Genomic DNA, 26,916 nt, shown 5'->3' with positions numbered 1-26,916 from the left:
AGGCCCTCCCTCACGCTGAATCCAGCGCGTCATATTTTCTACATCAACAAACTTGACGGCGTGGTTCATCACAATCTCCATTTCTGCTTCTTGTCTTAGTTCTTGGGGTGAAGGTCTGTCTGCGGCGCGGCCGGGAAACGCGAGGTGGGCAGGTGCTTGGCCTTCCTTTCTGCCGCGATGGTGTAAATGCGCTCACGCCAGGCAAACCACATGGCAGCGAATACCGGAATGAGCAAGAGCGTTGAGGCTAGGGCGAATGTTCCGATTGGGTAATCAAAGGCCATGAGAATGATGACCACAGCGATGAACGCCAGCACCGACCAGTCACCGGCTTGCCCGAATGGTGAGCGGTACTTCGGACGGGTATAGCGCCCTTTCTTTGCCAGCTGCACAAATTTGATGTGTGACATGGCGACAGCTGCCCACGACGCCAGTGTGCCCAGCGCGGCCAGATTCAATACGATTTCAAAAGCCATTTCCGGGACGACATAATTAAGAAACACACCGGCCAAACCGACAAAAGCGGCCATCACAATGCCGCCATAAGGGACGCCCGACTTAGACATGCGGGCACCGAATTTGGGGCCAGAGCCGGCGGTGGACATGTTGTACATGATGCGGCCCGTGGAATACAGGCCGGCGTTCAGAGAAGAAATCGCTGCAGTAATAACCACCAACTGGAAAATCGGCGCCGCATAGCCAGCTCCGAGGGACTCGAAGAAGGTGACAAAAGGCGATACTTCCGCCACGTAAGTCGTGTACGGCAGCACCAGGGTCAGGAGTAACACGCTTCCGAAATAGAAGACCACGATGCGGAACAAGACGCTGTTGACCGCGCGCGGAATGTGCTTCTCGACGTCCTTGGTCTCACCGGAGGTAGTGCCGACCAGCTCGATGCCGGCGTAGGCGAAGACCACGCCTTGAATGACGATCACCGCAGGAAGCAGGCCATTCGGTAGGCAACCGCCTGCATCAGCAATGAGGTTGAACCCGGTCGGATCGCCGTTGGGGTGGCCTAGTATGACCACACCGATCGCCACGACCATGAAGATGATCAGCGCAACGATCTTGATCATGGAGAACCAATACTCCAGCTCGCCAAAGATCTTCACTGAGAGCATGTTGAACAGCAGGATGCTGCACACCACACCGAGAGCGAGCAACCATTGCGGGACGGCGTCAAGCCACGAGGTAAATTGCCCAAACCACTTGATGTAGATGGCCACTGCGGTGCCATCTGCCACCAACGTCGCCGCCCAATTTCCCCAGTAGAGCCAACCGGTCACGAAGGCGGTCTTTTCGCCATAAAACTCACGCGCGTAGGAGACGAAAGAACCTGAGCTCGGGCGGTACACGATGAGTTCACCAAGCGAGCGCAAAATGATGTAGCCGAAGAATCCACACACCAAGTACAAGACGGCCAAGAAGGGTCCCGCCGTTTGGAGGCGCCCGCCGGTGCCGAGCAGCAACCCAGTGCCGATGGCAGAGCCGATGGCAATCATCTGCAGCTGACGGTTGCTCATCCCCTTCTGGAGGCCGTGGTCTTCCGAAGCATAGACCGCTTTCTCTTTCTCCTGAGACTCCGCGTTGGGTGGCCGAAGTGTTTCAGTCATAAGGGAGATAGTCCTATCCGAATCCGGAACGCGATGGAGCTTCGCATTCCCTAAGGAAACGTTATAGGAACCTTATGAGACGCACCTCACTACTACCCCCGTGCTGTGATGTTCGACAACTATACGCAGTGGAAAAAGCGCGCTGCGTCACCCCCATATAAGAAAAGAACCGCATGGCCAGAAGGACCATGCGGTTAAAGAAGCTAGCGTGTTTAGCGCAGCGGAGTCTGCGCCCATTCGCGTGCGCCACGAGCACGCTCGCGAACCTTTTCGCGCTGCTCCACCACGCGGACACCGGCGGTGCCGCCCTTAGTAGAGCGCGATGCCACTGCCCCATCAATGGTCAGCACCTCACGGACCTCGGGGAGCAGACGCTTGTCGACGCCCGCCAATTCCTCATCCGTGAGATCCACCAGGTCAACGCCGCGGGACTCTGCGATCTGCACGCACGCACCAGAAGCCTCATGAGCCTCGCGGAAAGGAACTCCTTGACGCACCATCCACTCGGCCAGATCAGTGGCCAAGGTGAAACCGCGCGGGGCGAGCTCACGCATGCGGTCTTCGTGGAAGGTCAGGGTTTCGACCAATCCGGTCATCGCCGGCAGCAAGAGGTTCAGCTGCGCCACTGAGTCGACGATAGGTTCCTTATCCTCCTGCAGGTCACGGTTATAGGCCAAGGGCTGCGCCTTAAGCGTTGCCAGCAAGCCGGTGAGGTTGCCAATGAGCCGGCCGGTCTTACCACGGGTCAACTCCGGTACGTCCGGGTTCTTCTTCTGCGGCATGATCGACGAGCCAGTGGACCAAGCATCATCCAAGGTGACGTAGCCGTACTCCGGGGTGCACCAGTAGATGATCTCTTCCGACAGGCGGGACATGTCCACCGCAATCTGGGTGAGTACGAAAGCCGTTTCGGAGGCGAAGTCACGCGCTGCCGTACCATCCAACGAGTTCTCCGCGGAAGAATCGAAGCCCAGCTCCTCGGCAATCGCCTCCGGATCCAGGTGCAGCGAGGAACCAGCGAGTGCACCCGAGCCATAAGGGGACACGGCCAAGCGCTTGTCCAGATCCTGGAGGCGCTCGATATCACGCAGCAACGGCTGGGCGTGTGCGAGTAGCTCGTGCGCTAGCAGAACTGGCTGCGCTGCTTGGGAGTGGGTCTTGCCCGGCATAATCGCATCCGGATGAGCTTCGGCCTGACCGGCCAGAGCTTCCACCAAGTCGGTGACTTGGAACGCGATATCGCGGATGGCATCGCGGATCCACATCCGGAATAGGGTGGCTACCTGGTCGTTGCGGGAACGTCCGGCGCGCAGGCGTCCACCAACCTCGGGGCCTACAATGTCGATGAGCCCGCGCTCCATCGCGCCGTGGACGTCCTCATCCGTCGGCAGCGGGGTGAATTCACCAGAGGCAACCTTCTCCCCTAGTTCGCTGAGGCCGTTGAGCATGGTGTCCAAGTCGGCGTCGGACAGCAATCCGGCCTTGTGCAGGACCTTAGCGTGAGCCTTGGAGGCCAGCACATCATAGGGGGCTAGGACCCAGTCGAAGTGGGTAGATACGGACAGGGCAAACATCGCCTCGGATGGGCCGCCCGAAAAGCGGCCTCCCCACAACGCGCCCTCGTTAGTCTTGTGCATCGTTTCCTTACCTTGACCTTGGCTGAGCTTGCTTACTTGCCGGTGGGGAAACCGCCGTCGCGGTCACGCTGGTTGGAGATCTGCGTCGACAGGCCGTGCAGCTGAACAAAGCCCTTGGCCGCAGTCTGATCGAAGGTATCGCCGGTGTCATAGGTAGCCAGATCGAAGGAGTACAGCGATTGGCCAGAGCGACGGCCGTTGACGGTGGCGGTGCCGGCATGCAGAACCATGCGGATATCACCAGTAACGTTTTCCTGAGTGGACTCGGTGAAGGCATCGAGCGAACGCTTCAGCGGCGAGAACCAGAGGCCGTCGTAGACCTCTTCGGACCAGCGGGCATCCGTGAGACGCTTGTAGCGGGCCAGCTCGCGTTCCACAGTGACATCTTCCAATGCCTCGTGGGCCTTGATGAGAACCATGGCGCCAGGTGCCTCGTAGACCTCGCGGGACTTGATGCCCACCAAGCGGTCCTCCACCATATCGAGACGGCCAATACCCTGTGCACCGGCGCGGCGGTTGAGCTCCTCGATGGCCTGAAGAACGGTAACCGGCTTGCCATCGATAGCGGTGGGCACACCCTTGTCAAAGGTGATGGTCACCTCATCTGGGGCATTGCCCAGGTCCGGCTGCTCGGTATAAGCGTAGAGATCCTTTGTCGGCGGGTTCCACAGATCTTCCAGGAAGCCGGTCTCGACCGCACGGCCCCACACGTTCTGGTCAATGGAGAACGGGGAGGCAGCGGACTGCTCGATGGGAAGGTTGATTTCCTCAGCGAAGGCAATCGCCTTATCGCGGGTCCAGGCGTAGTCACGCGCCGGCGCAATGATTTCCAGTGCAGGATCCAATGCTCGGAAGGAGACCTCGAAACGCACCTGGTCGTTACCCTTGCCGGTGCAGCCATGGGATACGTGGGTACCACCGTGCGCCTGGGCCGCCTCGACGAGGTGCTTGACGATGAGCGGGCGCGAGATAGCAGACACCAGCGGGTACTGCTTCATGTACATGCCGTTCGCCTTGATGGTGGGCAAGCAGTACTCTTCTGCGAACTCATCCTTAGCGTCAACCACGATGGACTCGACAGCACCGCAGTCGAGAGCACGCTGGCGCACAGATTCCATATCCTCGCCGCCCTGACCAAGGTCAAGGGACACGGCAATAACTTCGCCGCCGGTCATCTTGGCCAGGTAGGGAATGGCGACGGAAGTATCCAGACCGCCAGAGTAGGCAAGCACAACGCGTGCAGTCATAGTAGTTTGCTCCTTTAAGACAGACAGGTGCTAAAAATTGAACTGATTTATATTATACAGACTTACGTATAAATGTTAAATGCTACGGTTGGTGAGCTTTTCCGCAAGCTCACGGCCTCCTAGTCCTTCACGGGCAAGGACAAAGATAGTGTCATCGCCAGCAATACAACCCACCACATCTGGCAGGCCCACGCGATCAATGAAGGATGCTAGGTACTGGGCAGCGCCCGCGGGAGTACGAAGCATCGCAATATTGCCGGAGAAGTCGTGGGAGACCACGAGTTCATCGAGCATGCGACGCAGCTTCTCGCGCGGACCGTTGAGCTGGTCTTCGAATTGTTCCAACTCGCCGCCCACCACGTAGAAGGACCGGCCACCATCGCGTTTCACTTTCTTGGCGCCCAGCTCATCGAGGTCACGCGACAAGGTGGCTTGTGTGATGTCGATTCCCTCATCGAGCAAGAGCTCGGAGAGTTGGACTTGGCTCGTGACCCGCGTGCGGTCAAGAATCTCCAAGATCTTTGCTTGGCGGGCATTGCGCGTAGTTGGTGTTGTCGTCATGCGCTTAGTTCTCCTCCTGAGCTGCAAGAAGCCACACGAGCAGTGCCTTCTGAGCATGGAGGCGGTTTTCCGCCTCGTCGAAAACACGGGACTGTGGTCCGTCAATCACCTCAGCGGTCACTTCGTTGCCGCGGTAAGCCGGCAAACAGTGCAAGAAGATTGCCTCTTCCGTGGCACGGGCCATGACCTCCGAGGTGACCTGGTAAGGCAGGAACGGGGTGCGGCGATCCTTGCCATCATTCTCCTGCCCCATGGACACCCATGTGTCGGTAATAACAACGTCGGCACCGTCGACGGCGTCGAGAGAATCAGTCACGGTCACCGTGCCGCGCGTGCGGGCACGTTCTACAAACTCCGGCTGCGGCTGGAAACCTTCCGGCGCAATGATCGTCATCTCCATGCCCGCAGTGGCAAAGCCCAACATATAAGAGTTAGCCATGTTGTTGTTGCCATCACCCAGGTAGACGGCCTTGCGGCCAGCGAGGTCACCGAAATTCTCGCGGCAGGTCACCAAATCCGCCAGGATCTGGCAGGGATGCAGGTCGTCGGACAGAGCGTTGACGATAGGGACCGTCGCAGTTTCAGCCATCTCCAACAAATTCTGGTGTGCATAGGTGCGCCAGACAATAGCTTCGACAAAACGTGAGAGCACGGCTGCGGTGTCCTGGTATGTCTCGCCTTTGCCCATCTGGGTGGACTTAGTCTCCGTGACGATGGCGTGGCCGCCTAGGTGAGCGATTCCTGCCTCGAAGGAGAAACGCGTGCGCGTCGAGGTCTTGTCAAAAAGAACCGCGACTGACTTCGGTCCCTCCAAAGGACGCTCGGCAAAAGGGTCCTTCTTTAACCTCAGCGCGAGGTCAAGGACCTCCGCTTGCTCCTGCGGTGTGAGGTCATCATCGGCCAAGAAATGGCGCACGCTCATCCAATATCCTCCAGTACCTTATGCAGGCGTTCCACAGCCTGCGCGAGTTCTTCATCGGTAATCACTAGCGGCGGGGTCAGGCGCACGACCTCGCTACTTGGGGCGTTGAGAATAAGACCGTGTTGCAGGCCCGCAGCCACAACGTCCTTAGCCACCGACTTATTTAATACAACTCCTAGCATAAGCCCTCGGCCCCGGACAGACTGCACAGCCGGGGATTTAGCCAGCTCTGTGCGTAACCACTCGCCCTTGCGGCTAACGTCGGCGAGGAAGGGGTCGTCGACAAGCTCCAGTACCGTCGCTGCCGCCGCACAGGAGACGGGATTTCCGCCAAAGGTCGTGCCGTGCGAACCCGGAGTAAAGAGGTCTTTGGCCTGCCCACGAGCAATGGTGGCGCCAATCGGCATCCCCGCGCCCAAGCCCTTGGCCATGGTGATGACATCCGGAAGAACGTTCTCATGGTGGAAGGCAAAGAAATCGCCGGTGCGCCCCACACCAGTTTGCACCTCATCGACAATCATGAGGATCCCATGCTTGGTGCACAGCTCCCGCACAGCGCTCAAGAATCCATCGGGTGCTGGAATCACACCGGTCTCCCCTTGGATGGGCTCCAAGATGATGGCGGCGGTATCCTCCGAGTTCTGCTCCACCAAGGTGGTCAAGTATTCAATGTCGCCATAGGAATAGAACTCCACGCCACCTGGGAAAGGTTCAAAGGCCTTGCGCTTGGCAGGTTGCCCGGTCATGGCAAGAGATCCCATCGTTCGGCCATGGAAACCGTGGTGCGCGGCGAGGATGCGGCGGCGGCCGGTCAAGCGCGCCAGCTTAAAGGCAGCCTCATTGGCTTCCGCTCCGGAGTTGGAGAAGAAGACACGGGCGTCGCTATCCCCCACCTTTTCCAGGAGCTTTCCGGCAGCCTCGACGACAGGTTCGCTGGCAAAGAGGTTGGACACGTGCCCAACGGTTGCCACCTGAGTGCTCACCGCTTCAACGATGGCCGGGTGGGCATAGCCCAGCGAGTTCACCGCAATGCCGGCGAGCATATCGATGTATTCTTTACCGTCTTCATCAGTAACCGTGGCTCCCTTGCCGGATACGATGGCCACGGGTGGGGTCCCGTAGGTGTTGCTCAGCACCTGTCCCCACCGTTGCGTCAGTGTGGTCTGCGCAGTCACTTGTTATCGTCCTTTCTAAAGATCGTGCCTTCTGGGTAGTCCTCACGGTTGTAATCAGTGGGCAGCACCATCGTGCCGATACCGCCCGTAGTGAGCAGCTCCAGCAACACGGCGTGAGCAATACGCCCGTCGATGACATGGGCGGCGCTCACACCACCCTCGACGGCCATGAGGCAGGACTCCATCTTCGGAATCATGCCCGAATCCAAGCCCGGGAGCAGAGCATTGAGCTTGTCAACCTCAATTTTCGATACTAGGGAATCGCGGTTGGGCCAATCGGTATACAGACCCTCCACGTTGGTGAGGATGATCAGGCGTTCGGCGCCGAGGGCTCGTGCCAGCGCGCCGGCAGCGATATCCGCGTTAATGTTGTAGACTTCGCCGTCATTTCCGGGAGCGATAGTCGAGACCACCGGGATGCGCCCGGCCTCGATGATGTCCATGACAGCAGAAGGTTCGACGCTAACAATGTCTCCCACCATGCCGATATCGGTGGGCTCACCGTCGACGTCAACGAGCCGCTTGCGGGCTTTAAACAACCCAGCATCCTCACCGGACGTTCCCACGGCATAGGGACCATGGGAGTTGATGAGGTTGACCAACCCACGCCCCACTTGGCCGAAGAGAACCATGCGGACCACGTCCATGATTTCCGGGGTGGTCACCCGGAAGCCACCTTTGAATTCCCCTTCAATGCCCAGCTTGCCTAGCATCTCATTGATCTGCGGGCCGCCACCATGTACCACCACGGGCTTAGCGCCCACGGTGCGCAGGAAAACCATGTCGGCGGCGAAGGCGGCCTTGAGCGAGTCATCCACCATCGCGTTACCGCCGTACTTCACGACGACGATCTTGTCGCGGTAGTGCTGCAGCCATGGCAAAGCTTCCGCGAGTACCGTGGCTCGGTCAGCGTTGCTTAATCCCTGAAGCATTCTTCCTCCCTGTGAGAACTAAGAGCTATACGCGGAGTTAATCTCCACGTAGTCATGGGACAAGTCGGTAGTACGCACGAAGGCAGTACCGCTTCCTCCGGTTCCGAGGTCCACGCGCACGTCAATGTCGGCGCCAGAAAGGTCAACATCGCGCGCGCCGGGCGCGCCGGTGGACCCAATGCACACAGCCTGGTCATTGAAGAACACCGAGATGTTCTCCGGATCCATATCAGCATCTGCCATGCCCACTGCGGCGAGCACGCGGCCCCAGTTGGGATCCGAGCCGAACATCGCGCACTTAAAGAGGTTGTCGCGCCCCAACGTCCGCGCGGCGTTCAGCGCCTGCTCATCGGTACTCGTTCCCTCCACAGTGATCTTTACGCGCTTGGTCACGCCCTCAGCGTCTGCCTGGAGCTGATCCGCGATATCGGAGCACACGGCCAAGACCGCTGCATCCAACTCCTCCTGGCTCGGTTCTACGCCGGAAGCACCAGAGGACAGGATGATGACGGTGTCATTCGTTGACGTCGAACCGTCCACATCGAGAGTGTTGAAGGTCTGATCACTAGCGGCCTGCAGGGCGGAGTGCAATGCTTGCGGGGAGGCCACGGCATCCGTGGTCACGCATACCAGCATGGTGGCCAGCGAGGGAGCCATCATACCCACGCCCTTGCCCATCGCGCCCATGCACCAGCCGTCGGACTCGACGACTGCTTCCTTAATTAAAGTATCGGTGGTCATGATGGCCTCTGCCGCAGCCTGACCGTGATCCTTATCCGCACCCAAGTTCCCGGCAACCACCCCGATGCCCGCTAGGGCCTGCTCCATGGGCAGTGGCTCTCCGATGAGGCCCGTCGAGCACGCAGCAATGTTGGCTACAGGAATACCCGTGTGTTCGGAGACAGCGGCAACCATCGCCGCGGCATCCTTATCCCCCTGCTCGCCGTTGCAGGCATTAGCGTTGCCGGAGTTATAAATAACTGCTTGAAGTGTGCCATCGGCTACAGCTTCGCGGGAAAGCTTCACGGGTGCGGCCACCACGCGGTTGCGGGTGAACACCGCTGCTGCGTCGAAATTCGGCCCCTGGTTAACCACGAGTGCCATATCAGGCTTTCCCGAGGGCTTAATCCCAGCCCTCGTGGCCGCTGCCAGGAAACCTGCGGGTGCGGTGATCATTTCTATTTTCTCCTTGTCTTAACAGAACGGAAGTCTCAGCGGAATTGGATAGCGCGGGAACGCGCGCGATTAATTTGAGTGCTTAAGGTGCGACGGCCGCTTGCGGCAGACCCAAGGTTTCCTCCCAGCCCAAGGTCAGGTTCATGCATTGGACAGCTGCACCGGCGGTGCCCTTGCACAGGTTGTCTAGGGCCGCGGTTATCACCAAACGTTGAGCGCGCTCGTCCACGTGAGCCTGGATGTGGACCATGTTGGTGCCCACTACGTTCTGTGTTTCCGGCTGCTGACCTTCCGGCAGAACCAGACAGAACGGCTCTTCCGCATAGAACTCGCGGAAGGCTTGATCAACGCTGTGCTTGTCAGCGTCCCCCTTCAGCGGCGCCGTAATCGTCGCCAGGATGCCACGCGGCAAAGGCGCGAGCACCGGAGTAAAGCTCACCGAAACCGAAGTCTGGGTAAAGGGCTGTAAGTTTTGCAAGACTTCCGGAGTGTGTCGATGGGTACCGCCCGGCTTATAAGCCTTGAGATTGCCCATTGTTTCCGCGCCTAGCTGGGCCACGGAGGCCTTCTTTCCCGCTCCGGAAACACCGGTAATCGCAATGACGGACAGATCCGGTTCAATCAGCCCTTTCGCCACGGCAGGCAGGGCGCCGAGGGTAATCGTGGTGGGGAAGCACCCAGGGACCGCCACACGGTTGCTGCCTTTAAGCTTGTCCCGGTTACCGGGAACTTCAGGAATTCCATAAGGCCATGAACCGGCATACTCCCCGCCATAAAATGCATCCCAATCTTCCTTGTTGCGGAGGCGGAAATCGGCGGCGCAATCAATGACAGTGACGGACTCCCCCAGCTGACGACCAATCTCCGCAGAATGCCCATGTGGCAAACCGAGGAAAACGATGTCATGGCCCGCTAAAATTTCCGGAGTCGTGTCCTCGATGACGCGATCTGCCAACTGCGGCAGGTGCGGCATGAGTTCGGAGACTCGCTGACCAGCATTGGAGTGCCCCGTCAGCGCGCCGATGTGCAGGTCACCTGAAAGGTACGCTGGGTGCGATAGCAAGAGGCGCAGAATCTCGCTTCCTGCATAACCCGTGGCTCCGGCGATAGCTACTGAAATAGTCATGCAGCCACCGTAGCAAATAATGCAGTCCACCGTATGTTATTCAATCAAATTGGAAGCACTTTTCTTCATTCCGCAGAGAATACGGCTCGGATCTCCGCAGTTTCCTGCGAAAATCCGAGCCTTGCAGTAGGGATTGGAGCAAAACCTACATGACGCGGGATGATACCTGTCCGAGGCCTTCGGTGCCTGACACGGCCTTCTTTCCTGCGTAGCCCAGGTAACCCTGTGGGCCAACGAAGTGGATACCACCTTGGGCGTCCGCGATGGCGGTGACCTCATTGAACTGGTGAACCTGGCCAGGCTGCAAGCGCTTGAAGCTGGAAGGCGTAAGCCCCTGGTTGAAACAATCAGCCTTGGAGCGGCCCGCATGGTAGAAGAAGCGTGGTGCCAACTGCCCCGGTGGGTTGCATTCCGGACTGGTGGCGCGAGCGCCATTCGACAAGCAGGCGACGTAAGTGCCATCAATATTCGCGGCCTCGCAGTTGACGGTGCCATCCGCATTGGAGAAACCCTGGGACAAGTCAGCGGAAGCATGTGGCGCGATGGTCAGTGCGCCGACGGCCGCGGCGGTAGCTGTAAGACGAGAAATCAAACGCATGGTGTGAACAATCCTTTCGGTGTGGAAACGCTGCCCCCTTGAGGTTATGAGCCAAGCCACACTACTTCCAGTGCCAGGGGATCTGTCCCCACCCCTTCGCTCCTTGCAGCATAAGAAAACCCGGCTCACATGGTGCGTGAGCCGGGTTAAGGAACCAAAGGTGCCAGTAAACGCTAAGCGCGCATCTCCGCACCAAGACGCTGCTTGGCTAGGTCTGCGGCAGCGAGTCGGTGCTCGTTAGCTTCTTCATCAGTCAGCGTGCGGTCATCTGCGCGGAACAAGAGCTGGAAGGCAAGGGACTTCTTACCTTCACCGAGCTGCTCACCACGGAAGACATCGAAGAGCTCCACAGATTCCAAGAGCTCGCCGGCGCCTTCCTCAACCACTCGGCGCACTGCCTCTGCCGGGGTATCCTCATCCACCACCAGTGCGATGTCTTGGTGCAAGGCCGGGAAGGAGGAGAGGACCGGTGCTGGGAACTTCTCCTCCAACGGCAGCGCAGTGACATCGAGCTCCATGGCGCACGTGCGGGCTGGAAGCTCAAGAGCCTCCAGCACCTGCGGATGCAGCTCGCCGGCATAGCCCACGACGATCTCCTCGTCTGCAGCGAGGACCAAGGCGGCACAGCGGCCCGGATGCCACGGGAGCTGCTCGGCCGCCTTGACAGTGATGTCAACACCGGCGGCGCGGGCGACCTGGCGCGCGGACTCAATGGCATCTGCGTAACTATAAGCACGACCAGAGCCCCACGGACCCTCGTGCTCAATGTTGCCGGTAGCGACCGTGGCCACGTGCAGCGGCTGTAGCGGCAGCGACTCCAAAAGCTCGCTCACCACGGAGTCCTCCGGGCGCGTCTCCACCGACGGCATCGGGGATGCATCAGCGCGCTTGAATGCCACCTGCTGGAGACCGAAGAGGGCGAGGTTGCTTCGGCCACGAGCCACGTTGCGGGCGATGGCTTCAAGGAGATTCGGAAGCAACGTCGTGGACAGAACGGCCTTATCCGATTCGAGAGGATTTTGCACAGCAACGGTCCGGCGGCGCGGGTCTTCCTTATCCAGACCCCAGGTGTCGAAGGTGTCGTTGGCAATGAACGGCGAAGGCAAAACCTCGGCATAGCCTGCATAAGCCAAGCCGTGTCCGATTGCACGGCGACGCTTCTGGGCCGGAGTAAGGCCGCGACCTCCCACCGGGGTAGGCAGAATGGTCGGAATATCTTCGAGGCCCTCTAGACGCAAGATCTCCTCGATGAGATCCACATCCATGTCGATGTCGGTGCGCCAAGACGCGGGGACGACGGAAAGTTCTTCTTCGCCAGAGACCTCGCAACCAACCTCAGTAAGGCGCTTCACCACGGTCTCGCGGGAGTACTCAACGCCGGCGTATTCGCCGGGCTTGGCGGCGCGCAGCGTGATGGGATCGCGCTTGGCGACGTCTCCCACGAGCGTCCTGCCAGTCTCGATGGTGCCGCCAGCAATCTGCTGCAGCAGCGCACACGCAACATCGAGAGCAACCTCTACGATGGCCGGGTCGACGCCACGCTCGAAACGGCGGGAGGCTTCCGAGGACAGCTTGTGGCGGCGCGACGTGCGGGCCACGGTAATCGGATCCCAAATGGCCGATTCGAAGTACACGTCAGTGGTCGTCTCAGAGATTTCAGAGGTCGTGCCGCCCATGACACCCGCCAGGGACTGAATTCCGTTGCCATCGCAAATGACCACGTCACCCGCCGAAAGCTCACGCTTGACATGGTCGAGGGTCTCAAATGTCTCCCCCTCGCTAGCATTGCGCACCACGAGGTTGCCGTTCACGACGTTGGCGTCGAAGGCGTGCATCGGTGCTCCGAGGAGCAGCATAACGTAGTTGGTGATGTCGGTCGCCAGATTGACGCTGCGCTGGCCGGACAGCATGAGCTCGCGCTCCATCCAGAAGGGTGTGCGGGCAGCGGGATCAATGCCGCTAACCTTGCGCAGACCAAAGCGCTGGGCCTTGGTTTCTTCCCTCAGGTCAACGTCGATCAGCTCGCCCTTCGGCGCCGGAACCGCGGAGGTGTCGACTCCAGCAACGTTCGGATCCTGCGCCACGTCGGGGAAGGCGAGGTCGAAAGCGGAGGCAATTTCACGCGTCAGGCCACGTGCCGACAAAGCATAGCCGCGGTCTGGGGTGATGTTGACGTCGAAGACGGTATCGGACAGCCCAATGAGGGGGCGAGCGTCCTCACCGACCTTGTCGGCGACTTCCTCTCCCAGCACGATGATGCCATCAGCCTTCGCACCAAAGCCCAGTTCAGCCGCGGAGCACATCATTCCGTTGGAGATGTGATCATAGGTCTCACGGGCAGCAATCTTGAAGCCTCCCGGCAACTCAGCACCCGGAAGGGAAACCACGACATAGTCATTGAGACGGAAGTTACGCGCGCCGCAGATAATGCCCTGTAGTTCGCCGGTGCCATTGGCCTTGCCAACATTCACCTGGCAGTAGCGGATTGGCTTCTTGAACTGGGTGAGCTCTTCAATCTCCACGACTTGGCCAATAACAAGCGGGCCCGTGGTCTCCGGAAGAGCCTCATAGCCCTCGGTTTCGAATCCGACGCGGACAAAACCGGAGTCTAGCTCTTCGGCGGATACGTTCCAGCCAGAGTTTTCGGTGCCGAGGAGGCGGGTAACCCAGTCTTGGGAAATAAGCATTGTTTTCTTTCTATCCTTTCTCTGGGTTCCTATGCCTGCACGCCGAATGGCAAGGTAAAGCGGACATCGCCTTCCACCATGTCGCGCATGTCGGTGAGACCATTGCGGAACTGCAGGGTGCGTTCAAGGCCCATGCCGAAGGCGAAGCCGGTGTACTCCTCCGGATCGATGCCGACCGCACGCAAAACGTTGGGGTTAACCATGCCGCAGCCACCCCACTCGATCCAGCCGGCACCGCCCTTCTTGTTCGGGAACCACACATCGACCTCAGCAGAAGGTTCGGTGAACGGGAAGTAGTTCACGCGCATGCGAGTGGTGGTATCCGGACCGAAGAGAACTTTGGCCAGGTGCTCCAGAGTGCCGCGCAGGTGGGCCATGGTCAGTCCCTTATCCACGGCAAGGCCTTCCACCTGGTGGAAGACCGGCGTGTGGGTCGCGTCGAGCTCGTCGGTACGGAAAACTCGGCCTGGGCAGGCGATGTAGAGCGGTACATCACGCTCGAGCATCGTACGCACCTGCACCGGCGACGTGTGAGTACGGAGAACCTGCTTCGAGCCCTCCTTACCCACATGGAAGGTGTCCTGCAACGTACGTGCCGGATGGTCGGGCTTGAAGTTCAACGCATCGAAGTTGAAATACTCAGCCTCGACCTCTGGGCCGTCGGCGATTTCCCAACCCATGCCCACGAAGATGTTGGCAATGCGCTCCGACAGCGCAGTAATTGGGTGTAGTGCACCGGTCTGCGCCCGGGTAGTTGGGACGGTGACATCGACTTTCTCCGCCTTGAGCTGCGCGGCGCGAGCCTCCTGCTCGAGCACTTCACGAATTTGTGCAAAGCGCTTCTCCATCTTGCCGCGCGCGATATTCACCGCACGCCCAGCATCCTTGCGCTGATCCTTTGGCAACTGCCCCAGCGACTGGCGGGCCTGCGGGATATAGCCGCCATCACCAAGGTGCTCACGGCGGGCGGAAGTGAGCTCGTCGAGGTCGGATGCAGCCTCGAAGGCGGCAATGGCCTTCTGCGCGGCGGCCTCGAGGGCCTCTTCGGTCAATTCGATCTGAGGTGTGTCGGACACGTGCCTTGATTACCTTCTTCTCGCACAAAAACTAACGCGAGCTATCTTACCGTGCTCCCCGACTTCTGTGGCCACCAACCCCAACCCAAGGAAAGGCTAGCGGTTCTGCTGCTTGGCAGATTCGTACAGGCAGATGCTCGCAGCCGTGGCAAGGTTCAGAGACTCTGCACGGCCCAAAATCGGAATGCGCACGCGCATATCGGCTTCATCCAACAGCTCTCCTAGTCCATGCGCTTCGTTTCCAAACAGCCATGCGGTGGGTTGGGAAAGGTCAGCCTCGGCCAGATCTACTTCACCGTCGGCGGCCGTTGCCAGCACCTGCATGCCGGAGGAGCGCAGCTTACCCAAGACATCTTTGATATTGGGATCACGCGCCACGGGAATATGGAAGAGTGAGCCTGCTGATGCACGCGCGACTTTACAGCCCAATGGGTCGACCGTCTCACCCGCGAAGATGACGCCATCGGCGCCCATGGCATCCGAAGTCCTGATCAAGGTACCTGCATTGCCCGGCTCGGAAGTAAGCACTGGGACTGAAACCAAACGCGGGTTGCCCGCCAGAATTTTACCTGCAGTCCACAAGACAGGACGGCACACAGCAAAGAGGCCTGTACTCGTCGCCGTATCGGAGAGGTGTTTGGCTGCCTTGTCGGTGATGGGATGAACATAGACGTCCATATAGCCGCAGGTTTGCACAATATGTGCAAAGCGTTCGGCGGCATTCTCCGTTAAGAAAACGTCCGTGGCTGAGCCTGTCGACACCGCTGCATCGACAGCATTCTCACCCTCAATAAGGAAACGCTCTGCCTTCCGGCGGCTAGCGGCGCGATGCAATTTGGCGGCATTGACTATGCGCGGCGTGCGCTCGGTGAAGGCATTCTCAAAGTCCAGTTTCATGGTCTCCACCCTACCGAGGCCGCCTACGAGCTCGCCGATCGCGTGGGTGCACCACAATGCAGCTAGCCCACCTCTTCCAAGCTTGAGAGAGGTGGGCTAGAAAATATGTGCAAAAGACTACTTCTTCAGCGGGATGCCATTGGAATCCTTGTCGTAGCCACCTGCACCCGCGATGATCATGATGAACTCGATGAGTACCCAGGCCGATAGGGCAAAGGCCGTGAAGACACCGATACCGAGCCACGACGTTAAAATACTAAAAGCACACAGCGATAGCTGGCCGATAGCGCGACCCGTGCGGCCAACGTAAAAGTTATGAGCGCCGAAGCCACCGAGGAAGAAAGCCAGCAAAAGGGCGACCAGCCAGGACTTCTGGGGTGCATTGACCGGGGTCTGCTGAGAGTAATACTGGCCTTGTCCTTGGTACCCGCCCTGCTGGGCCGGCAGGTTCTGGCCGTAGTTGCCGCCCTGGTACTGATTTCCGTTGGAGTCGAACGGATTGGAATACTGAGGGTTATTGCCCGAAGCATTCGGGTTGTTCTGCTGGAAACCGCCATTGGGGTTCGTCATGAAAAAGACTCCTTTTTAAGCCTGTAAGCACAGGAAGAGAACGTGGGAACTTGATTAAGGTAACACAAAGCACACGCCATGTCCCCTTTTTCTTCATCTAACCGGGGCCTATTCCCCATTGGATGCTGTACCCATAATTGAAGCTTGGAACGCCAAACGCCCACCGTTTCCTTGATGCGGGAAGCAGTGGGCGTGGGCGGGTTAGTGAAAGCTTAAGCAGCCTTCGGAGCGTTAACGTCCTCCGGCAGTGCAGCCTTGGCGGCCTCGCACAGTGCGGAGAAGGCCTCGAAGTCATTAACGGCAAGCTCAGCCAGGATCTTGCGGTCAACCTCGATCTCAGCCAGTCGCAGGCCGTGGATGAGGCGGTTGTAGGTGATGTCGTTCATACGAGCAGCAGCGTTGATGCGCTGGATCCACAGCTTGCGGAACTCAGACTTACGGGCGCGACGGTCGCGGTAAGCGTAAGTCATGGAGTGCAGCCACTGTTCCTTGGCCTTGCGGTAGAGGCGGGAGCGCTGGCCGCGGTAGCCCTTAGCGGACTTCAGGATCGCGCGACGCTTCTTCTTGGCGTTAACTGAGCGCTTTACTCGTGCCACAGTAATACTTCCTTATCTTGATTGTGGTGTGTGGAAATGGAGTGTTTCGGCGCTGACTATGCGCGGCCGAGAAGGCGCTTGATGCGCTTGGTGTCTGCCTTGGCAACGTCCTCGGTGCCCTTCAGGCGACGGGTGCGCTTGGAAGGCTTGCCCTCCAGGAGGTGGCGGCGGTTGGCCTGCTCGCGACGCAGCTTGCCGGAGCCGGTCACCTTGATGCGCTTGGCGGTGCCCTTGTGAGTCTTCTGCTTCATGAGAATTAAATCCTTAAATCCTAAGTGGAGCGTGGTCTACTTCTTGCCTTTGCGGACGGGCCCAAGAACCATGGTCATGTTGCGACCATCCTGCTTGGGGCGCGACTCCACGACGCCAACCTCTGCGACGTCATCAGCCAAACGCTCCAGCAGACGGAAACCGAGCTCCGGGCGCGACTGCTCGCGACCACGGAACATGATGGTTACCTTTACCTTGGAGCCCTTCTCCAGGAAGCGCACCACGTTGCCCTTTTTGGTCTCGTAATCGTGATCATCAATCTTCGGACGGAACTTCTGTTCCTTCACCACGGTTTGCTGCTGATTCTTACGGGACTCGCGGGCCTTCTGGGCCTGCTCGTACTTAAACTTGCCGTAATCCATGATCTTGGCTACGGGCGGCTTCGCGTTCGGGGCAACCTCGACCAAGTCAAGGTCTGCTTCGTACGCGAGCTTGCGAGCATCGTCTGTACGAACGATGCCCACCTGTTCACCACCGGGGCCAACAAGACGGACCTCGGGTACTCGGATGCGCTCATTAATGCGAGCTTCAGCGCTGATTGTGGTTCTCCTCGATTGTGGGGGCTAGTAGTGTGCCTACCGTGACCACAAACGAATAAATCCCGGTGCCATAAGCATCCGGGAGTTTCTTTTCAAGCACGCGCCATAAATGGCGCCTACTCTTAACCTTTATCCTGCACCGGATAATTCATCCTGCGCGGCATCGGGTGGGAGAAACTCCGCTTGCGGCCCAAGTACCTCCTGGAGGAGGCGCTACGGGCGGTAGTGGGCACTACTTTAACACCGCATGCATCAATCACCAAATCGGTGTGCAGGTGAGTTAGTTGTTGGTTGAGCCGACGCACCTTGCCTCTTAGACGCTGCGCTTGCCGACGACTCCCCAGCCCTCGGTGCTGCGCCAGCCGGCGCACAACCAATTATGGGCTTGAGCGCGCCCTCCTCCAGCGCCTCGGTAACAACACGGTCCACGCCGGTGGCGAGCAGGTTAAGAGCGGGTATTGCCTCCTCGGCGTAGTCGCCGGGCATGGTGACCTCGATGGCTAATCCCACCGTGCCATCGGCATCCTTGCCGGTCCCCTCGGTTTCCCGAACCCCAATCTGGCGGTGGGTATACCCGTTGTCCTCTTCGGAAAGCCCCCAGCCGCCTTTCGCCCGGGTATGTGGAAGGCGGTCGAGTCCATTGTCTTGCCATTCCACGATGTCATCCATTGCGTCATACACCTGCTCAGCTTCTGGTATGCACGGCAAGTGCGCGCCGAACTTAGCTTGTTCTTCGAGCAACCACGTGGAATAGCCAAAGGGCTCGGCAAATTCGCCGGTTGAGTCATACTCCTTCAACAGGGATTTCACCGCACTGCCAGCATCCCCCTCGGTCCATTGGACGTGGGACCACAGTGCATAAGCTGCATCATTATCAGATTCTTTAATTGCGAGGTCCACGAGTTCAGGGCTGGCTCCATCACGCAGAGCGGCAATGGCGATGGGAACCTTCACGGTCGACCATGCGGGTTCATCGCCCTTTAGCCCAGCGTTGAACGTCTCCTTTTTATCCGCCACGGACACACCGGCACGAACGTCAAACTCGCTTTCTACATCGGCGATAACGGCGCGCAGCTCCGAGGACACGTCGAAGTTCGGCGTATCACCCTCCCGTGCTTCTTCAGTAGATGGATGCTTGATGTTCTGTTCAGGGCTCGAACAGCCAGTTACCGTTGTTGCCACTGCGAGGCAGAGAGCTAAAGCAGCCGTGGGTGTGTTCTTCTGCCCCACCATCACACCAGTTCCTTGAGGAACCCTCCCGTATAGGAGCCTTCTACCTGCGCCACGTCCTCCGGCGTGCCTTGGGCCACGACATTGCCGCCACCGGAACCGCCTTCTGGACCCATATCCACGATCCAGTCAGCGGCCTTGATGACGTCTAGGTTGTGCTCAATGATGATGACCGAATTGCCCTTGTCTACCAGCCCCTGGATGACGAGCATAAGTTTGCGGATGTCCTCAAAGTGCAAACCAGTCGTCGGCTCATCCAAGATGTAGACCGTGCGCCCGTTCGTGCGCTTCTGAAGCTCGGATGCCAGCTTTACGCGCTGTGCCTCACCACCAGAAAGCGTCGTGGCGGCCTGACCCAAGCGGACATATCCCAGACCTACCTCCACCAAGGTGTTGAGGTAGCGATGAATTGAGGTGATGGGTTCGAAGAACTCGGCCGCCTCCGAGATCGGCATATCGAGAACCTCTGCGATATTCTTACCTTTATAGAGGACCTCCAGGGTCTCGCGGTTATAGCGGGCACCGTCGCAGACCTCGCACGGCACGTAAACATCGGGCAGGAAGTTCATCTCGATCTTGATGGTGCCATCGCCCTGGCACGCCTCGCAGCGTCCCCCCTTGACGTTGAAGGAGAACCGGCCTGGCTTGTAGCCGCGAACCTTCGCCTCCTGGGTTTCGGCAAAGAGGTTGCGGATCTTGTCAAAAACACCCGTGTACGTCGCCGGATTCGAGCGCGGGGTGCGCCCGATGGGGCTCTGGTCCACCTGCACCAGCTTGTCCAGGTGCTCCACGCCCTCCACGCGTTTGGCACGACCGGGCACTTGGCGAGCACGGTTGAGCTTGTTGGCCAAGGTCTTGGCCAGGATTTGGTTGACCACCGTGGACTTTCCTGAGCCAGACACACCGGTGACGCAGACGAGGACGCCCAGTGGAATCTCGACGTCAATACCCTTGAGGTTATTCTCGCGCGCGCCGACCACCTTGAGCATGCGCTCGGGGTCAATGTCACGGCGCGTATCCGGGACCGCAAGCTTCTTCTTTCCTGACAGGTACTGCCCCGTCAGGGACTCCTCCACCGATTCGATACCGGCGGGTTCTCCCTGATAGACCACAGTTCCGCCAAATTCGCCGGCGCGGGGCCCAACGTCGACAAGCCAGTCCGCTTCCCGGATGGTGTCCTCGTCGTGTTCCACCACAATCAAGGTGTTTCCGATATCGCGCAGGCGCTTCAACGTGGCGATGAGGCGCTGGTTATCGCGCTGGTGCAGGCCAATGGAGGGCTCATCCAGCACGTAGAGGACTCCCGCCAGACCAGAACCAATCTGGGTGGCGAGTCGAATGCGCTGTGCTTCACCGCCGGACAACGTGGAGGCGCCGCGGTCAAGGGTGAGGTAGTTCAGGCCGACGTCGAGAAGAAAGCGCAGGCGAGCCTGGATTTCTTTGAGCACGGCACCGGCGATGATCTCCTCGCGGTGGCCCAACACGAGCGAGTCGAGAAACTCCGCCGCCTCCTCGATGGACAGCGCCGTCAAGCCAGCGATGGACTGCTCGCCCTGTGCGGTGGAGGCTAAGCGCACCGCCAAGATTTCCGGCTTCAGGCGGGTACCGCCACAAGCGTTACAAGGCACGCGGCGGGTGTACTGAATCAGACGGTCCTTCTGGGATTCAGAATCCGCCTGATCGAGCTTGCGTTCCAAGAAGCCGATGGCGCCCTCGAACGGCGCGGTCCAGTTGCGCTGGCGGCCATAGCGGTTCTTGTAGCGCACGCTGACTTCCACATCCGTGCCATAAATCAGCGCGTGGCGCTGCTCCTTGCTCAGCTCAGAAACCGGGGTGCGCGGATCAAAGTCCAGGGCTTTCGCTAGACCTTCAACCAGTTTGACAAAATATCGCGCATTGGGGCTCGACGTCCACGGTTGGATGGCTTCGACAGCCGGGGCATCCGGATCCGGGATCAACAAATCCACATCCACTTCAAGGCGCGTGCCCAAGCCATCGCACACCGGGCAGGAACCGAAAGGCGCGTTGAACGAGAACGCTCGGGGCTCGTATTCCTCAATGGTGAGCGTGTGTCCGTTGGGGCAGGCCGCTTTCTCCGAGTAGGTGTGCGTGAGCTCTTCGCGGTCTACGAAATCCAGGGTGACTAGGCCGTCTGCCAAGCGCAGTGCTGTTTCCACCGAATCCGTCAGCCGCTGCTTTTGGGAAGCCTTCACCTGCAGGCGGTCCACAACGACATCGATGTCGTGTTTGATCTGCTTCTTCAGCTTGGGCGGGTCACTGAGCTGGTAAAGCTCACCATCCACCCGAACGCGGGAATAACCCTGCGCCGCGAGATCTGCGAAGAGGTCAACGAACTCGCCCTTACGGCGGCGCACCACAGGGGCAAGGACTTGGAACTTCAGCTTCTCCTCGTGACTTAAGACTTCATCAACAATCTGCTGCGGGGTTTGGCGTTCAATGACGGCATCACACTCAGGACAGTGCGCAGTGCCCGCGCGGGAGAAGAGCAAACGCAGGTAGTCATAGATTTCGGTGATAGTTCCCACCGTCGAGCGCGGGTTGTGGTTGGTGGACTTTTGGTCAATGGACACCGCTGGGGATAGACCGTCGATGAACTCGACGTCCGGCTTATCCATTTGGCCAAGGAACATGCGCGCATAGGAGCTCAAAGACTCCACGTAGCGCCGCTGGCCCTCGGCGAAGATGGTGTCAAAGGCGAGTGAGGACTTGCCGGAGCCTGATAGACCGGTAAACACCACCAGGTTATCGCGCGGAATGTCGATATCCACGCCCTTGAGGTTGTGCTCACGCGCACCTCGTACGACCAAACGATCAGCCACTAGTTGCTGCCTTCCTACACAAAAGAATGTGTGTTCAGAGAGTTCTCACTCAGAATGTACCCGTATGGTTGGACTTATGAACAACGCGCTTGAGCTTCATAAAATTTCCGTGTCCGAGATGGACAACAATTGCTACTTGTTGTGCGCCGGTGACGAGGCGCTGCTTATCGACGCCTCCGCTGACACCCCTGCACTGCTCTCCTTGGCCGCCGACCATGGGGTAAAGATCACCGCCGTTCTCACCACACACCGTCATTGGGACCACGTGCGCGCACTCAAAGAGGTTCTGGATAAAACCGGTGCCGTGCACTACTCCTCTTTCCTGGACTCCCCTGCCTTGCCGGCGCCAGTCGACGTCGAGCTAGAGCACGGCGATACGCTCCCATTCGCCGGCTACGAACTACCCGTTATTATTCTGCGCGGACACACCCCCGGCGGGGCGGCCATTGCCGCAGAGATTGATGGGGTTACCAACCTTTTCGTTGGTGATTCACTCTTTCCTGGCGGAGTGGGCAAGACCACCTCGGAAGGTGACTTCGTGCGTCTGTACAAGGATGTCACGCAGCGACTCTTTGATGTCTACCCGGACGAAGCGATCGTCCGCCCTGGGCACGGCGCACCCACCACGCTCGGCGCAGAGCGCCCGCACATGGACGAATGGTGGGAGCGGCGTTGGTAACTACTTATTAACTGCTGCACTGACAGCGGCACTTGTTTAACCCGCGTACTATGGTGTGACGAACGTCTTTAAAGATCTATTGAATGGAGCACGTTATGATTCGTAAATTTGCCCGTCCTATGCTGGCCTCCGTATTTGTCTGGGATGGTGTGGATACGCTCCGCAACACCTCGGAGCACGTCGCGGACACAGAGTCCGTGCTCAAGCGCCTGCGCAAGGTGCTGCCCCGCGAATATGCAGGCTACATCCCAAATGACCCAGAGCTCGTTACCCGCGCACTCGGCGGTGCGAAGACCGCTGCAGGTACCACCTTGGCACTGGGCAAGGCCCCGCGCACCTCGGCTGCAGTGCTCGCGCTGACGCACGTCCCTAACCTGGTGGGCAACGCTTTCTGGACCGCCGATTCCAAGAAGGACAAGGAAGCACAGCGCAACAGCTTCATTACCAACACTGCCCTACTTGGTGCCTTGGCCATCGTTACGCAGGACACCGAGGGCAAGCCCTCCGTGCGTTGGCGTGCTGCCAAGGCCTCGGAGCGTGCCAACAAGAAGATCCAGCAGGCGCTGCCGGGTAAGTCCGAGCAGCAGAAGTTCGCAGAAGACTTCTCCAACCGCGCCAACGAGATTTCTTCCGACGTCACGGCCAAGGCCAATGACTGGTTCGAGACCGCCAAGGACTACGTCGAGGACAACCGCGATGACTGGGAGTCCACCGGCCGGGACTTCATCGACTCCGCTCGCTCCTTCGTCGAGGACACCGCTGAGACGGCACGCGAGTTCTTTGAGGAGAACAAGGATGACTGGCTCGACGCGGCCCGTGACAACACCGAAACCGCCCGCAAGGGTCTGGTAAAGGCAGCCGGCAAGGCACAGGACCGCGCTGACGAGGCCCTAGCCAAGGCGGATTCGCTCGACGGAAAGCGCGCCCAAAAGAAGGCTCGCAAGCGCGCTGAGAAGCTCCAGAAGGAAGCCTCCAAGAAGCTGGATAAAGCTTTCAAGAAGTTTGGTGACCGCTTCTAAGCTCTCCTTCTTACGCTGCGGAAAGCCCCGCAATGCACCGCGATAATCACCGCGGTGGAGACGACAACGGCTCAGCTAGTATGCTGGGCCGTTGTTCTTTTTCCTGTCCATTCTTCCTTTATCTCCCTTCTTACTTCCCGTCTGTTCACGAGAAGCCTTCATACGCACCCAAGGAGCCTTGTGTCTGAATCTTCACCCGCGACTCACACCGGGAAAACCGGCGCTCACGCGAGCGAGCAAAGCGCCGAAATAGCTAGCGAACAAGCCTATGTCGACGGCCTCTTTGAGCGTTTGGACAACGAGGTCCACGCGGCCAACGTGCGCTTGAACGAAGTGCAAGCTGCCGTCGATCCGCATACCCCGGATGCCGATGCACTCGTTCGGCGAGAGACCGAGTACCACGGCCTGCAGGCCAAATTGGATCGCCTCAACGTGGCCCAGCTCGGCTTAGTTTTTGGGCGCATCGACATCGTTGCACCCGGCGATAACCCCACCCCGGAAGGCCTGGACCGGCGCTACATCGGCCGCATGGGGCTCGACGCCAGGGAGGAGAACTACCGGACGCTCCTTCTGGATTGGCGTGCGCCGATGGCGCGGCCCTTCTACCTGGCAACCACTGCGCACCCTGAAGGGGTTCACGTCCGCCGGCATATCCGGACCACCGGACGCACGGTTACTGGAATCAGCGACGAGGTCTTGGAGGGAGAGTCCTCTGCTGACAGCAGTGATGTCGCAAGCGAGTCCGCCCTCCACCACGTCATGCAGCGTGCCCGCACTGGCCATATGCCCTCCATTGTGGAGACCATTCAGCGCGAGCAAGACGAAATCATCCGTGACAGCACGCGCGGCGTCATGGTCGTTGAAGGAGGACCAGGAACCGGCAAGACGGCGGTGGCGCTGCACCGTGTGGCTTACTTGCTCTACACCTACCGCGAACAACTAGCCGCCACGGGCGTGCTCATCGTCGGCCCCAATTCCACCTTCCTGGAATACATTTCCCGAGTGCTCCCGGAACTTGGTGAGACCGGCGTTGTGCTCTCCACCATTTCTTCCCTCTTCCCTGGCATCGAAGCCACTCACCCAGAATCCCTACTCGCTCGCGAGATCAAGGGCTCCGCAGCCATGGTGGAAATCCTCGGCAATGCGGTCAAGGACTACCAGCGTCTACCGGAGCAGCCGCGCACGCTGGAGATCGACCGGCTCGAGCTCACCGTGGACCCCCAGATGGTCAAGGCAGCACGAACCCGCGCACGGCGCTCGCGCAAGCCACACAACGATGCTCAAACGGCATTTGCAGAGCACCTCATCGAGTCATTGGCTCAGCAAATGGCTGACCGCATTGGCGCAGATCCGCTCGGCGGGGCCAACCTGCTCTCCCGCGCAGATGTGGACCAGCTCCACGATGATCTCGCTGAAGAACCGCAGGTCCTGGAGCTCATCGACGAGTTCTGGCCCCATCTGGCGCCTACAGATGTGCTCGCCGAGCTCCTGAACAGCACCGAACGCATCGATTCAGCGGCCAGCGCCTACGATGAGGAAACCCGGGGTGCCCTCTACCGGGAGGATGGCCGGGCTTGGGCGGCGTCCGACGCTGCGCTTCTCGACGAGCTCGCTGTCCTCATCGGCATGCCAGACCCAGAAGCGGAACGCGCTGCAGAGGAGAAAGAATGGCGTGAGCAGGTAGCTGAGGCAGAAGATGCCCTCGATATTCTGAGCTCATCTGATTCCACCGACAACGATGATGACATGTTCGAAGCGGAGATTCTCTCTGCCCACGACGTCATCGATGCCGAGCACCTCGCTCGACGCCACGAAGTTCGGGATTCCCGCACCACCGCTCAACGTGCCCGGGAGGACTACACATGGGCTTACGGGCACGTCATCGTCGATGAAGCCCAGGAGCTGACCCCGATGGAGTGGCGCATGATTTTCCGGCGCAGCCCTTCCCGGTGGATGACGCTCGTCGGCGATACCTCCCAGACTGGAGCTCCCGCCGGGGTTGATGATTGGGGAGAGACTCTCGAGCCTTTCGTCGGCCAGCGCTTCCGATTGCACGGTCTGAGCGTTAACTACCGAACCCCGCGCCCGATCACGGAGCTGGCCAACCAGCTCCTTCAATCCATTAACCCCGAGGCCACGCCAGGCATCGCGGTGCGCGACGGTGTGGACGTTATCTGGCAGGACGGTGAGAGCGACCTTCAGCCAGCAACCTTCCACGACGCTGACGGGCGCCTGCGCGCTGTGATCACCGCAGCCAACGTTGAGCAGATCAAAGGACTGGAGTTTGACCACGTCACCGTAGTCAATCCGGATGACATCGTGGAAGCGTCCCCGCAGGGCTTGCACAATCTCTACGTGGCGCTGACGCGAGCGACGCAGTCCCTCACCATCGCCGGCCGCTACGCGGAGGTTTTTCCGTTAATCTGGTGCGCATGGCACTTTCCGATATCGCCCGCAAAGTTGAATCCACCGCGAATGCTTACTCACTCAAGCGCTCAGCACGCAAAGGCTGGCGCCCCAGTGTTACTGGCTATGCCGGCTACGGCAACGAGGAATTCGTCCACGTGCTGGGGCGGGTCCTCATGCATGACCCTGCCTCCGAAGAGCGCGATACGTGGGCTCAACGCGGTTACCGCCAGTTCTTCACCATTCAGGTCACGCACCACGAGGTTGAAGTTACGGTTGGCGGGAAAACGGTGGCGGGCACCACGAACGACAACGGCTATATCGACGTGCTAGTCCATGACCACGGGCTAGAACCCGGTTGGCACGAGGTCACCATCCGCGCCAAGGGCGCCGAGGAAGCCAGCGCGGAGGTCCTCATCGTGGATAAGGACACGATCTTCGGTGTCGTCAGCGATATCGATGACACCATCATGGTGACGTGGCTGCCACGCGCGATGATTGCGGCGTGGAATTCTTGGGTCAAGCGCACCAATACGCGCAAACCAGTAGAAGGCATGGCCAGCTTCTACCGAGAGATCTCCCAGCAGCACCCAGAAGCTCCCTTCATTTACCTCTCCACCGGCGCGTGGAACACCTATGACACGTTGGTGAATTTCATGGCGGAAAACGGATTCCCCCGTGGCCCGCTACTCCTGACGGATTGGGGGCCTACACCTACCGGCCTCTTCCGCAATGGTCTGGAGCACAAGCGCGTCCAATTGCGAAACCTGTTCATCGCTTTCCGCAAACTGCGCTGGCTACTTATCGGTGATGATGGCCAGCACGATCCCTTGACCTATGCGGACGCGGCAGCGGAGCATCCTAACCATGTGGCAGCAGTTGCGATTCGCAATCTCACACCGCAGGAGCAGTTGCTATCCCACGGTTCGCTCGCCCCTTTGGTAAAGGTCAACGAGCAGTCTTCTTTCGATATTCCGCTCATTCAAGGCACCGACGGTAATGCCCTTGCCCGTGCCTACCGCACGCTTCCTTCCAGCTAGGAGGATAAGAAAAGGCGCGCAGCGGCCCAGGTAACTCCTTCTTTGAAGGTCTCTGGGCGCTGCGCGCCGTGCACGCAATA

The 26,916-nt window shown here is 59.3% G+C and carries 23 protein-coding genes; 4 read left to right on the top strand and 19 right to left on the bottom strand.

Going from position 1 to position 26,916, the window contains the following annotated elements; genetic code table 11:
* Positions 1-95 precede the first annotated feature (95 nt).
* From ABZS45_RS03750 to uvrA, 19 genes are all read right to left on the bottom strand, one after another.
* Complete coding sequence (locus ABZS45_RS03750; protein ID WP_412101131.1) at positions 96-1,523, bottom strand: amino acid permease; 1,428 nt, start codon at positions 1,521-1,523, stop codon at positions 96-98.
* A 302-nt stretch (positions 1,524-1,825) separates the two neighbouring features.
* Complete coding sequence (gene argH / locus ABZS45_RS03745; RefSeq protein ID WP_412100696.1) at positions 1,826-3,250, bottom strand: argininosuccinate lyase; 1,425 nt, start codon at positions 3,248-3,250, stop codon at positions 1,826-1,828.
* Between the two features lie 32 nt (positions 3,251-3,282).
* Positions 3,283-4,497: an argininosuccinate synthase gene (locus tag ABZS45_RS03740; protein WP_010190050.1), complete on the bottom strand. Its 1,215-nt coding sequence runs from the start codon at positions 4,495-4,497 to the stop codon at positions 3,283-3,285.
* A gap of 75 nt (positions 4,498-4,572) precedes the next feature.
* Complete coding sequence (locus ABZS45_RS03735; RefSeq protein WP_412100695.1) at positions 4,573-5,058, bottom strand: arginine repressor; 486 nt, start codon at positions 5,056-5,058, stop codon at positions 4,573-4,575.
* Positions 5,059-5,062: 4 nt separating this feature from the next.
* Positions 5,063-5,980 carry an ornithine carbamoyltransferase gene (gene argF, locus ABZS45_RS03730; protein ID WP_412100694.1) on the bottom strand — a complete coding sequence of 306 codons (918 nt, stop codon included), beginning with the start codon at positions 5,978-5,980 and terminating at the stop codon, positions 5,063-5,065.
* The gene (locus ABZS45_RS03725) at positions 5,977-7,155 is read right to left on the bottom strand and encodes an acetylornithine transaminase (protein WP_412100693.1); all 1,179 of its coding nucleotides are present in this window, start codon (positions 7,153-7,155) and stop codon (positions 5,977-5,979) included. Before ABZS45_RS03725 ends, argF begins: the two co-directional genes overlap by 4 nt.
* Positions 7,152-8,087: an acetylglutamate kinase gene (gene argB, locus ABZS45_RS03720; RefSeq protein WP_412100692.1), complete on the bottom strand. Its 936-nt coding sequence runs from the start codon at positions 8,085-8,087 to the stop codon at positions 7,152-7,154. The genes ABZS45_RS03725 and argB overlap by 4 nt, the downstream gene beginning before the upstream one ends.
* Positions 8,088-8,105: 18 nt before the next feature.
* On the bottom strand, positions 8,106-9,263 hold the full coding sequence (argJ, locus tag ABZS45_RS03715) for a bifunctional glutamate N-acetyltransferase/amino-acid acetyltransferase ArgJ (RefSeq protein WP_412100691.1): 1,158 nt from the start codon (positions 9,261-9,263) through the stop codon (positions 8,106-8,108).
* 82 nt (positions 9,264-9,345) lie between these two features.
* Complete coding sequence (gene argC, locus ABZS45_RS03710) at positions 9,346-10,389, bottom strand: N-acetyl-gamma-glutamyl-phosphate reductase (protein WP_412100690.1); 1,044 nt, start codon at positions 10,387-10,389, stop codon at positions 9,346-9,348.
* 145 nt (positions 10,390-10,534) lie between these two features.
* Complete coding sequence (locus tag ABZS45_RS03705; protein WP_412100689.1) at positions 10,535-10,987, bottom strand: hypothetical protein; 453 nt, start codon at positions 10,985-10,987, stop codon at positions 10,535-10,537.
* 173 nt (positions 10,988-11,160) lie between these two features.
* Positions 11,161-13,674 (bottom strand): phenylalanine--tRNA ligase subunit beta, encoded by a 2,514-nt coding sequence (pheT, locus tag ABZS45_RS03700; protein WP_412100688.1) that lies wholly within the window; start codon positions 13,672-13,674, stop codon positions 11,161-11,163.
* Between the two features lie 29 nt (positions 13,675-13,703).
* Entirely contained in the window at positions 13,704-14,750 is a 1,047-nt protein-coding gene (gene pheS, locus ABZS45_RS03695) for a phenylalanine--tRNA ligase subunit alpha (protein ID WP_412100687.1), read from the bottom strand.
* A 96-nt stretch (positions 14,751-14,846) separates the two neighbouring features.
* The gene (locus ABZS45_RS03690; RefSeq protein WP_412100686.1) at positions 14,847-15,647 is read right to left on the bottom strand and encodes a TrmH family RNA methyltransferase; all 801 of its coding nucleotides are present in this window, start codon (positions 15,645-15,647) and stop codon (positions 14,847-14,849) included.
* Positions 15,648-15,764: 117 nt separating this feature from the next.
* Positions 15,765-16,217, bottom strand: a complete 453-nt coding sequence (locus ABZS45_RS03685; RefSeq protein WP_412100685.1) for an NINE protein — start codon at positions 16,215-16,217, stop codon at positions 15,765-15,767.
* Between the two features lie 212 nt (positions 16,218-16,429).
* Entirely contained in the window at positions 16,430-16,813 is a 384-nt protein-coding gene (gene rplT, locus ABZS45_RS03680) for a 50S ribosomal protein L20 (protein ID WP_005323264.1), read from the bottom strand.
* Positions 16,814-16,869: 56 nt separating this feature from the next.
* The gene (gene rpmI, locus ABZS45_RS03675) at positions 16,870-17,064 is read right to left on the bottom strand and encodes a 50S ribosomal protein L35 (RefSeq protein WP_039675593.1); all 195 of its coding nucleotides are present in this window, start codon (positions 17,062-17,064) and stop codon (positions 16,870-16,872) included.
* A gap of 36 nt (positions 17,065-17,100) precedes the next feature.
* Entirely contained in the window at positions 17,101-17,622 is a 522-nt protein-coding gene (gene infC / locus ABZS45_RS03670) for a translation initiation factor IF-3 (protein WP_080550383.1), read from the bottom strand.
* Positions 17,623-17,874: 252 nt separating this feature from the next.
* Positions 17,875-18,855 carry an S-adenosylmethionine synthetase gene (locus ABZS45_RS03665; protein ID WP_412100683.1) on the bottom strand — a complete coding sequence of 327 codons (981 nt, stop codon included), beginning with the start codon at positions 18,853-18,855 and terminating at the stop codon, positions 17,875-17,877.
* A complete protein-coding gene (gene uvrA, locus ABZS45_RS03660) occupies positions 18,855-21,692 on the bottom strand; it encodes an excinuclease ABC subunit UvrA (protein ID WP_412100682.1) in 2,838 nt (945 codons plus the stop codon). Before uvrA ends, ABZS45_RS03665 begins: the two co-directional genes overlap by 1 nt.
* 76 nt (positions 21,693-21,768) lie before the next feature.
* On the opposite strand from uvrA, the gene ABZS45_RS03655 reads away from it, so the two are divergent.
* The 4 genes from ABZS45_RS03655 (at position 21,769) to ABZS45_RS03640 (ending at position 26,836) form a co-directional block, all read left to right on the top strand.
* A complete protein-coding gene (locus ABZS45_RS03655; protein ID WP_412100681.1) occupies positions 21,769-22,371 on the top strand; it encodes an MBL fold metallo-hydrolase in 603 nt (200 codons plus the stop codon).
* 95 nt (positions 22,372-22,466) lie between these two features.
* Complete coding sequence (locus ABZS45_RS03650) at positions 22,467-23,390, top strand: DoxX family protein (RefSeq protein WP_412100680.1); 924 nt, start codon at positions 22,467-22,469, stop codon at positions 23,388-23,390.
* 180 nt (positions 23,391-23,570) lie between these two features.
* Complete coding sequence (locus tag ABZS45_RS03645) at positions 23,571-26,129, top strand: HelD family protein (RefSeq protein ID WP_412100679.1); 2,559 nt, start codon at positions 23,571-23,573, stop codon at positions 26,127-26,129.
* Positions 26,087-26,836, top strand: a complete 750-nt coding sequence (locus ABZS45_RS03640) for an App1 family protein (RefSeq protein WP_412100678.1) — start codon at positions 26,087-26,089, stop codon at positions 26,834-26,836. The genes ABZS45_RS03645 and ABZS45_RS03640 overlap by 43 nt, the downstream gene beginning before the upstream one ends.
* Positions 26,837-26,916: the final 80 nt, after the last annotated feature.

It is taken from the genome of Corynebacterium aurimucosum, assembly GCF_046895345.1.
GTDB classification, from domain to species: domain Bacteria; phylum Actinomycetota; class Actinomycetes; order Mycobacteriales; family Mycobacteriaceae; genus Corynebacterium; species Corynebacterium aurimucosum_G.
This window is presented reverse-complemented; position numbering and strand designations above follow the sequence as displayed.

Bases quoted from the DNA above. Each gene is read 5' to 3' on its own strand.
- ABZS45_RS03750 (WP_412101131.1), bottom strand. From the start codon at position 1,523: ATGAGCAACCGTCAGCTGCAGATGATTGCCATCGGCTCTGCCATCGGC.
- argH (WP_412100696.1), bottom strand. From the start codon at position 3,250: ATGCACAAGACTAACGAGGGCGCGTTGTGGGGAGGCCGCTTTTCGGGC.
- ABZS45_RS03740 (WP_010190050.1), bottom strand. From the start codon at position 4,497: ATGACTGCACGCGTTGTGCTTGCCTACTCTGGCGGTCTGGATACTTCC.
- ABZS45_RS03735 (WP_412100695.1), bottom strand. From the start codon at position 5,058: ATGACGACAACACCAACTACGCGCAATGCCCGCCAAGCAAAGATCTTG.
- argF (WP_412100694.1), bottom strand. From the start codon at position 5,980: ATGAGCGTGCGCCATTTCTTGGCCGATGATGACCTCACACCGCAGGAG.
- argB (WP_412100692.1), bottom strand. From the start codon at position 8,087: ATGCTTCAGGGATTAAGCAACGCTGACCGAGCCACGGTACTCGCGGAA.
- argJ (WP_412100691.1), bottom strand. From the start codon at position 9,263: ATGATCACCGCACCCGCAGGTTTCCTGGCAGCGGCCACGAGGGCTGGG.
- argC (WP_412100690.1), bottom strand. From the start codon at position 10,389: ATGACTATTTCAGTAGCTATCGCCGGAGCCACGGGTTATGCAGGAAGC.
- ABZS45_RS03705 (WP_412100689.1), bottom strand. From the start codon at position 10,987: ATGCGTTTGATTTCTCGTCTTACAGCTACCGCCGCGGCCGTCGGCGCA.
- pheT (WP_412100688.1), bottom strand. From the start codon at position 13,674: ATGCTTATTTCCCAAGACTGGGTTACCCGCCTCCTCGGCACCGAAAAC.
- ABZS45_RS03690 (WP_412100686.1), bottom strand. From the start codon at position 15,647: ATGAAACTGGACTTTGAGAATGCCTTCACCGAGCGCACGCCGCGCATA.
- ABZS45_RS03685 (WP_412100685.1), bottom strand. From the start codon at position 16,217: ATGACGAACCCCAATGGCGGTTTCCAGCAGAACAACCCGAATGCTTCG.
- rpmI (WP_039675593.1), bottom strand. From the start codon at position 17,064: ATGAAGCAGAAGACTCACAAGGGCACCGCCAAGCGCATCAAGGTGACC.
- ABZS45_RS03665 (WP_412100683.1), bottom strand. From the start codon at position 18,855: ATGGTGGGGCAGAAGAACACACCCACGGCTGCTTTAGCTCTCTGCCTC.
- ABZS45_RS03655 (WP_412100681.1), top strand. From the start codon at position 21,769: ATGAACAACGCGCTTGAGCTTCATAAAATTTCCGTGTCCGAGATGGAC.
- ABZS45_RS03650 (WP_412100680.1), top strand. From the start codon at position 22,467: ATGATTCGTAAATTTGCCCGTCCTATGCTGGCCTCCGTATTTGTCTGG.